The sequence below is a fragment of the Wolbachia endosymbiont of Drosophila leontia genome (assembly GCF_028981785.1).
Lineage (GTDB): Bacteria > Pseudomonadota > Alphaproteobacteria > Rickettsiales > Anaplasmataceae > Wolbachia > Wolbachia pipientis.
This window is the reverse complement of the sequence record NZ_JAPQLK010000089.1, coordinates 1-8706: the sequence shown is the minus strand read 5'-3', so window position 1 is coordinate 8706 and position 8706 is coordinate 1. Positions and strand designations below refer to the sequence as shown.

Below are 8706 nucleotides of genomic sequence, written 5' to 3'. Positions count from 1 at the left end.
AAATGATTGTCCTTTCCTTCATTTCTCTCCTATTACGAAGATTTTAAACAGGTTCTTAGCCGCTAACAAGTAGCTGGATGACGATTGTCAGGGTGTAATCCCAGTGTCCCTATGATGTCATCCCAGTGCCCAGACACTGGGATCCAGGAAAGTTTGCTTGTAAGCAAGCAAACTAGCACAGAAAGTGGTTACAACATTTTCGATGAGATTATATGGAAAACTGGAATGGCACCATTTGTTATGTTTAACAAAGTTCGTACTTAGCTTCATGTTAGCCATAAATATTTAAGAAATTTACCAAATGGAAAAAAAGGCAAAAGAAGCCCCATGGTTAACTAGTTCTGACACTGGTTTCCATCCAAGACGGCAGTAGCCCCTTCGGTGTCATTCCAGTGTCAAGCACTGGAATGACAAAGGAGAGCAGTGTCAGCTACTTGGATGACACCTTTTTTCTACTTAGTGTGGGTTATACAAGAAGTCTATTGTATGGCTATTGCTGGTCGTATATTACTTATAGCTTATCTATTCAAATTGCAACTTTGTTTTTCACAATTAATTATTGACAGAAATTATTAATCGGGTTATTATTAAACTATCGTTAACAAGTGAGGCAAAGAAATGATGATATCCAATAATTCTTCATTGCTAGAAGATAGTCGGGAGCTTACTAAAACTAAGCAGACTATATGGAAACCTTTAATTGCTGTTTCATTATTATCTATATTTAGTTTCATATCTGGTCAATATCTTCCTTATGTTATTATAGCAGTTTCTGGTTCTATTGCAGCAGTTCCTTTAGCAATTTTTGCTGTTTCTACGGTTGTTGCACTTATTTCAGTGACATATCTTGTTAAACTGGCTATTTCTAGAGATGATAATAAGAAAGAAGTAGGTCTTAATGGACAGAAATTCAGCCATACTCCATCTCAAGAACCACAAAAATTTGTGTGTAAAAATTGTGCTAATCTGGAGAATAAATCAAATGTACCTACTCCTCAATCACCTCCAGTAACGTTTGGAACACAACCAAATCCAAGTGTCAGTGTACCACCGCCGCCACCCCCTCCATTGCAACAAGATGCTGCACTACCACCTCCGCCTCCGCATTTTTTTACAGCTTCCAAGCGTACGGAGCAACCTAAGAATGATGCACCGAAGAAGGCTGGTGAACCTGAGAATAATAATCATTCTACTCTGCTTGAACAGATAGGAGGAGGTACTACGTTAAAAGGAGTGGGCAGCGACAAAATTTTACAAATGAATTGAAAGCAAAATTAGAAAGTAGTGGGGGCACTGACAAAAAAGAAACACCGGAAGAATTTGCTGCAAGAATAGATAGGGAGCAAGCAGAGAGAAAGAAGTCGGATGATAATGATTCAGATTAGACAAAGAGACTTAAGGAAAGAGTAGCAGTCATGCAATTCTCAGATAGTGAAAGTGAGCATTCTGATTCTATTAGCGATTCAGATTGGACTGCAGATGAAAGCAAAGACAAACAAAAAGAGATATAGCAGGAAAAAGAGGAGCAGACAAAACACACAAATTCCCCATCAAGCAAGGAAGAAGGAAGCGGGGGTCTTGACAGTGGTATAGGATCTAGAGCCACATCTCCGATACATCCTGAACAAGAAACAGAGGAGTCACCGGTACCGCCAAGTTCGTGTGTTGATTCACCACAAGTAAATAATGTTGACTCAGTGGATAATGAGGTGCAAGATTCACCTACTCTTTCTGTTGAGGATCGCATAGCACAGTTTGGTGGAAAAGCGTTGCGATGCCAAAAGGAAAATGTTGTACAAGGACTATGATAATTATGAAATGGTCAGCCATGCACTTTCCTTCCTTTTCAAAATAAGTTTACCTACAGGTCTGATTGTATTAAGATTACTTAATACAATCAGATCCATTATATGCGTTTATCCAAATATTACCTGCCAACTCTAAAGGAAAAGCCTGCCCATGCTAAAATTATCTCCCATCAATATTCTTTGCGTGCAGGTTTAATAAAGCAGATAGCATCTGGCATCTATACGTGGTTACCACTTGGTCTCTTAGTGCTTAAGAATATTGAAGATATTATCAGAGATGAAATGAACAAATCCGGTGCTATTGAAGCATTAATGCCTTGTGTGCAACCAGCAAGTCTTTGGCGAGAATCAGGGCGTTACGATGATTACGGTAAGGAAATGCTACGCATAAAGGATAGGCATGAGGAAGATATGCTTTTTGGTCCAACGCATGAGGAGATAGCAACTGATTTAATTAGAGATGTGGTAAAAAGTTACAAAGATTTGCCACTTTGTTTATACCAAATTCAATGGAAATTCCGTGATGAGGTAAGACCACGTTATGGTGTTATGAGGGGCAGGGAATTTTTGATGAAGGATGCATACAGTTTTGATGTAGATTACGAAGGTGCACTGAATTCATATAATTTGATGTACAAAACTTACATAAAAATCTTCAAACGCATGGGATTTACTCCAATTGGAGTTCGAGCTGATACGGGGCCAATTGGAGGAAATTTGAGCCACGAGTTTCATATATTGGCAAACACTGGTGAGAGCACTTTATATTATGACAATAAATTTTCTGAACTACTAGAGAGTGAAGATATTGAAAGTTTAAAGAGTATATATGCAGTTGCAGATGATATGCATGATCCTGAGACTTGCCCTGTATCACAAGAACAGTTAAATGTTAGTAAGGGTATTGAAATAGGGCATATTTTTTATTTTGGTGATAAATATTCGAAGCCTATGAAGGCAAGTGTTACTTCTCAAGATGGAAAAAATGTCAATATACATATGGGTTCGTATGGCATTGGGGTTTCAAGACTTGTTGGTGCAATAATAGAAGCTTTTCATGATGATAAAGGAATTATCTGGCCAGAATCGGTAGCTCCTTTCAGAATTGGTTTAATCAATTTACAACCGAAAGTAACGGAGGCTGCAGATAAAATATATAAAGCTTTGAAAAGCGATGAAGTGCTTTACGATGATACGGAAGGGAGTGTAGGAGTAAAATTTTCTAGAATGGATCTGATAGGCTTGCCGTGGCAAATAATTGTCGGAAAAAAGGCAATAGATGAAAAGATAGTTGAAGTAAAAAATAGAGCAACTGGAGAGGTAAAGGAAATGCAGATTGAAGAAGCAATAAATCACTTTAGCACAAAATGATACACGGTATCGGCACTGACATAGTATATATACCAAGAGTATCGAGGATATTACAAAAATACGGGGAAAAATTTCTCAATAGAATCTACACTGAAAAAGAAATAGAGCTAAGTAGAAAGTATAATAGTCAAGAAATGCGAGCAAGGTATTTTGCTAAACGCTTTGCAGCAAAGGAGGCTTTTGTTAAAGCACGAGGTAGTGGTCAGGGTATTATAATGAAAGATATAGAAATATACAATGATGTAAGAGGCAAGCCATATCTTACCGTTAGCAAGGATTTTATCTCCAAAATTCATCTTTCTCTGAGTGACGATGGAGATTACGCTACTGCATTTGTTATAATTTGTGTCTATAGCTCACACAGATAAAGTTTACTCTTTTGTCATCTTATGGCTTACTGTATGAACATTCATTTTTAAAGGTAAACTGCACAGCAAATGGTGTCATTCCAGTGCCCAGACACTGGTTTCTGCAATCTCATCGAAAACGTTTTTCTATGCTAGTTTGCTTGCTCACAAGCAAACTTTCCTGGATCCCAGACTGGGATGACATCTTTGTTGTGTTTAACAAAAACAAATGTTCGTACAGTTGTGGAATGAACCGCAGTATAGCTATAGCATACACAAATAACTAAAAAAACATAGCGGTTTTTCTATGATTTGAGTATGATTCTAACTTTACCTAAACAAAAAATTTAATGTTAATGTATCTTTCCTTACCATTTTTTATTACTGAGAATTATTTATTAATTACTGCGTTGATTCCACTTTTAAGTGCGTTAGCTATTTTTTTTACTGGTAAATGGCCCAGAGTGAACAATAGTATTACTGTCACTTCTTCTCTACTTCTATTTGCGTATACGTGTCTGTGCACTTTATATTGGGTGTATGGTGATCATTCTCAATTTATCCTCATGGATTTTGGTAATAATTTGCACATTAGTTTAAAGCTAGAGTCTACCGGAGTAATATTCAGTTTATTGATATCGTTTTTATGGATACTAACCAGTATATATGCAATATGTTATATGCAGAATAACTATGCTGATAGCAATCACTCAAGTTTTCTATGCTTTTTTTCAATATCGATTAGCTGTGCAATGTTTATTGCTTTTTCTGGAGATTTGCTCACTACATTTGTCTTTTATGAGCTTCTAACTATTAGTACATACCCTCTGGTTACTTACAACTCAACAAATGAATCAATGATTGCAGGACGCCATTACTTTGGCGTGCTATTTTTCTCTTCTTTGGTATTATTTTTTCCTGCAATAGGCCTTTTATATAATGAATTTCATACTTTAGACTTTGTAAGTGGTGGAATATTCAAATCTGATACTTCACTCATCACTTTTATTGCAGTGTGTTTTGCTATGCTAATTTACGGAATAGGAAAAGCTGCATTAATGCCAATGCATTTTTGGTTACCAAAAGCAATGGTTGCACCAACTCCTGTGAGTGCACTACTGCATGCTGCTGCTGTTGTGAAATCCGGAGTTTTCATCATCATAAAAGTTATATTATACACTTTTGGCGTCGATAACATGCAACGTTTTGTGCAGCAAAATTGGTTTGCTGGAGGGTGGCTTCCGTACGCTGCTGGATTTACTATTATTACTGCATCATTGACTGCACTAAAGCAAAAAGAATTAAAGAAATTGCTTGCTTACTCTACCATCTCTCAATTGTCATATATTGTATTGTTCGCTTCAATTTTTAGTGAGCTCAGCATGAGGGTTGCAATTTTTCAATTAGTTTGCCACGCATTTGCAAAAATCACTTTGTTTTTCGTTGCCGGAGCAATAATAACGAGAGCAGGTGAGAAATATATAGATAAGATTTACGGTATAGGACGCAGTATGCCAATTAGCATGACAGCATTTGCTATAGGTGCGTTGTCTATGATAGGGGTGCCGCCTGCTCCAACTTTTTGGGGTAAATTTCTCATTTTTCAAGCTGTTTTCAACTCTGGCGATGTAATACTTTCTGTGTTTGTAACTCTAGTGTTAATTGTTAGTACTATACTCAACGCTCTGTACTTTTTACCGATGATTTACAATGCCTTTTTCTTAAAACCTTCTCAGAATTACTCCATTAAAAAAACGCCAATTCTTCTAGTTTTACCTCCAGTTATTACTGCTATGTGCACTTTGGTTATTTTTTTTAGCTACCAAGTAATATTTTAAATGTGATTATCTGTATTTATAACCATTAACAATAAATTTAAATGGTATTATACCAGCCAGAGTTGCTTTTATATTCGACAAAGTGAAGCTAATCTCAACAGCCTGATTTTTCACCTCCCTATTTTGCTCGGTTGCAAAAACTACAGTAGCATTTCCAGCAAATGTAACTAAGTCCTTGGTCGATCGATCAATAGATAATGTTATTACATTTATGTTGGCAATTTTTCTTTTGGATGAAACAGCTTCATTGTTCGTTTTTTCCTGAAAGCCTTGATAGATTTTATGTATAGAATTATTTCTTATAAAATTTTCTTGGTACTTCGGTTCAACGATCTTAATGGACTCGTATATTTCAATGTATTTACTTATTAAGTACCTCGCTGTGGAAGTGTATTCATCTTCCTTTTTACTGAAACTAAGCTTATGCATTGCAGAGAACTCATCTTCTGTGTGGTTCATATACTTCACAAAATTTAAATCTTTTTTAATAGGAAATAACAGGTATATGTTTAATGTTAATAAACATAAGCATACTAGGAGAAGCGATACTATTAATGCCATCCAAGATCTTTCTGCTACACAAAACAGATACCTATGGCAGTACCATTCGACTGCTTTACTGAAATAACTTTTGTTTTTTACTGATTCAAGCAATTTATCTTCCATAACACAATACTACCAGACCTAATCGGATCATTATAGTAACAATAAGCTTAGATACTCTAAAAAAAACTTTAAAATATGTCTAAATTTTCCCAAATAGGATGAATGATTATATCACCTTGTTCTGCAATGAGGTAGAATTTATCGATTTTGCTCACATCTATATTTATCATTTTTACACTGAAATTTTCAGGATCATAAGTATTACTTTCTACACTTTTGTGATAATTATAATAATGTAATTTATTTTGATCATCAAAATAACCAAATTCATCAGCAAAGGTTCCCACTTTTCTACCTTTACCACTTTTGACTAGCTCAAATAGATCAATTACATGGTTCTGGGATCCAGGCTCAATAGGCCCTTCTGCAGCAAAAAATTTAGGTGCATGACCAATGTATTCCTTAAATTTTAGATTATGAGTCTTTTTTACACTACCAAAATCCACAAATTTATATTCATCTGAAATACCAGAATATTGTGGATCATACTTTTTATATTCAAAAAACTCATTACCTAAAAAATTACAAAACGTTAATTTATAATTATCATGATCGGATTTTACGACTTTAAGGTAATGAAAATCTCCAGGAATCTTTATTTCCTCTTCCGTAATATGATTACGTACAACAAGCTCACCTTTTAGCATATGATAGCCAATTTTTGGCAAAGTAGCTATATTGATTGTCTTGTTTAGCTTAAAATTTGCTTCATAAATGCCACTTAACAACTCCTTTCCTTTTTCTAGGGCTATGTCTTGATCTGAAGCTATATTCTTAATTAAGCTTAATTTTTTCTGCATGTTCAATATGGCTTTTGTCAAAACTTCTATTGATTGCCATACAGTTAATTTATTATCAGTCAAATTATATACTTCGAGTATTAAATTAACAGAATTTTATCATGAATTTATGTTAAAAGTATTATACTTCGTAAACTTATGTCATGATATTAACTACATTAGCTAAAACATGCTTTTTATCTAAGTGAAGTTGCTTAGCAACAACGAAAAGTTCATCTATCTTTTTCCACTGACTTAGCAGAATTTCAACACCATTTACCTCTCTCTTTATGCTTTCTAAAATGAAGGCCTGAATTATATATGATGCTAGTTCTAGTTCGATTTCGCTATTAATTACTTTACTAATCATATTGGGATTCTTTAAATCATGAAGAAATTTATAAAAGCATTTGTATGCTTCATAAGCATCACTACTTATTGCATTTATTATCATTCCTGGCATTCCAGGAAATAAAGTGATCATTTCATCAAACGTTTGACCATCAAACTTACATTGAGATGAAGCAACTTGCTTTGTTTCATCATAAGTTAATGGGAGTAAATTTAGCTGAAAGCACCTATACAAGATAGTGGTTTGTATATCATATGGCTTATGGCTAATTATAAATATCTTAGAATTTTTTGGCGGCTCTTCTAATATTTTCAATATTGCGTTTTTAGCGTTATTAGTCATTGCCTCTAAGCTATCTATTATAGCTATTTTGTGTTCTGATTGAATTGGACTTAAGTGTAGAAAGTTTTTCATTTCTCTGACTTTTTCTATTCCGATAGTATCACCTTCAACAATGTGTAAGTCCAATGCTACTTCATTATAGTTTTTTATGAGTAACCAATTGGAGAAGGATTTTGCAAGTGTTGCTTTTCCTATACCTTTTTTACCACAGATCAGCCAAGACTGAACAGATAAGTTGTTCACTATTTTTTTTTTGGCTTGGTTGTGGCCTATTACTTTTTTCATTCTTTCTCCTATAGATCTTAGTTTGAAAATGTATTGTTTACTGTTTGTAATAAAATTGCACCTTCCCTTAAAACCTTAATCTTATCTTCGGTTAAGTCAATAATAGTAGATTCTATACCAGAAACTAATTCGTCATCTTCAATCACTGCAGATAAATGTTGCTTAATGGATTGTGGTATATCGTTTGCCTTACATACACTTTTTTCTCCTGAAATATTTATACTAGTTGCAACTATTGGAACTTTCAGTTTATTTAATATTGAAATTGCAATAGGATGCTTAGGGATTCTGATGCCTATACTATCTTTAAAGAATTCGTTTGGCAATATGTTGTTGTTTTTAAGTGGTAAAATGTAGGTAATTGGTCCAGGAGAAAAGTGATTTACTAAACCAATATACTTTTTCTCTAGCTTTGCTATTCTCATCAAGCTGCAAATATCACTAACAAATATAGACAGTGGCTTATTTTGAGAGCGTTTCTTTATCTGATATATTTTTCCTATAGATTCATTATCTAGTGCATTACAAGCAAGAGCATATACTGTTTCTGTTGGAAAACACACTAACAAGTTGTTCTGTATTGCATTTATTATTTTAGATACCATATAGCTCAAAGCTTATTTATAACAACTAGATCAGTTTTGTTGCATTGTATCTTATATAGTAACTGCTAGTTTGTATCCGTTCAGGATAGCGGCAAGACCATAGAGTAAAAGTGAGTTTACAACAAATGGTGTCATCCCAGTGCTTGACACTGGGATGGCTTTGTTGCATCACACTTTATGAGATGGTGATTTATGGTAAATTCATGTAACTATCTCAAATTTAGCCATACCAATATCAGTGTGTTTATTAAGCAAATAGCATTTGATTAGCAGTTCTTTTTCTCGATTTATCTCAGATTTATTCCTAAAACTA

The 8706-nt window shown here is 34.4% G+C and carries 11 protein-coding genes and 1 pseudogene; 7 read left to right on the top strand and 5 right to left on the bottom strand.

What is annotated here, in order from left to right; all coding sequences use genetic code 11:
• Positions 1 to 84: 84 nt before the first annotated feature.
• The 7 genes from OZD63_RS03015 (at position 85) to OZD63_RS02985 (ending at position 5364) form a co-directional block, all read left to right on the top strand.
• Complete coding sequence (locus tag OZD63_RS03015) at positions 85 to 264, top strand: hypothetical protein (RefSeq protein WP_274979973.1); 180 nt, start codon at positions 85 to 87, stop codon at positions 262 to 264.
• Positions 265 to 618: 354 nt separating this feature from the next.
• The gene (locus OZD63_RS03010; protein WP_275008073.1) at positions 619 to 1266 is read left to right on the top strand and encodes a hypothetical protein; all 648 of its coding nucleotides are present in this window, start codon (positions 619 to 621) and stop codon (positions 1264 to 1266) included.
• Positions 1263 to 1385, top strand: coding sequence for a hypothetical protein (locus OZD63_RS03005; protein WP_255324038.1), 123 nt, complete (start codon positions 1263 to 1265; stop codon positions 1383 to 1385). The genes OZD63_RS03010 and OZD63_RS03005 overlap by 4 nt, the downstream gene beginning before the upstream one ends.
• A 525-nt stretch (positions 1386 to 1910) precedes the next feature.
• Positions 1911 to 3179: a proline--tRNA ligase gene (gene proS / locus OZD63_RS03000; protein WP_274979970.1), complete on the top strand. Its 1269-nt coding sequence runs from the start codon at positions 1911 to 1913 to the stop codon at positions 3177 to 3179.
• Complete coding sequence (locus OZD63_RS02995) at positions 3176 to 3547, top strand: holo-[acyl-carrier-protein] synthase (protein ID WP_182320717.1); 372 nt, start codon at positions 3176 to 3178, stop codon at positions 3545 to 3547. The genes proS and OZD63_RS02995 overlap by 4 nt, the downstream gene beginning before the upstream one ends.
• Before the next feature lie 11 nt (positions 3548 to 3558).
• The gene (locus OZD63_RS02990; protein WP_182320719.1) at positions 3559 to 3813 is read left to right on the top strand and encodes a hypothetical protein; all 255 of its coding nucleotides are present in this window, start codon (positions 3559 to 3561) and stop codon (positions 3811 to 3813) included.
• 69 nt (positions 3814 to 3882) lie between these two features.
• On the top strand, positions 3883 to 5364 hold the full coding sequence (locus OZD63_RS02985; protein ID WP_275008072.1) for a proton-conducting transporter transmembrane domain-containing protein: 1482 nt from the start codon (positions 3883 to 3885) through the stop codon (positions 5362 to 5364).
• Positions 5365 to 5370: 6 nt separating this feature from the next.
• Here the strand turns inward: OZD63_RS02985 and OZD63_RS02980 are convergent, their stop codons facing one another.
• The 5 genes and pseudogenes from OZD63_RS02980 to OZD63_RS06290 form a co-directional block, all read right to left on the bottom strand.
• Positions 5371 to 6030 carry a conjugal transfer protein TraJ gene (locus OZD63_RS02980; protein WP_275008071.1) on the bottom strand — a complete coding sequence of 220 codons (660 nt, stop codon included), beginning with the start codon at positions 6028 to 6030 and terminating at the stop codon, positions 5371 to 5373.
• A gap of 68 nt (positions 6031 to 6098) precedes the next feature.
• A complete protein-coding gene (locus tag OZD63_RS02975) occupies positions 6099 to 6893 on the bottom strand; it encodes a hypothetical protein (protein ID WP_275008070.1) in 795 nt (264 codons plus the stop codon).
• Positions 6894 to 6966: 73 nt separating this feature from the next.
• Positions 6967 to 7788 carry an AAA family ATPase gene (locus tag OZD63_RS02970; RefSeq protein WP_275008069.1) on the bottom strand — a complete coding sequence of 274 codons (822 nt, stop codon included), beginning with the start codon at positions 7786 to 7788 and terminating at the stop codon, positions 6967 to 6969.
• A gap of 17 nt (positions 7789 to 7805) precedes the next feature.
• Positions 7806 to 8393, bottom strand: coding sequence for an L-threonylcarbamoyladenylate synthase (locus OZD63_RS02965; protein ID WP_264705419.1), 588 nt, complete (start codon positions 8391 to 8393; stop codon positions 7806 to 7808).
• 201 nt (positions 8394 to 8594) lie between these two features.
• Positions 8595 to 8706: pseudogene (locus tag OZD63_RS06290) on the bottom strand (IS5 family transposase); the annotation flags it as partial.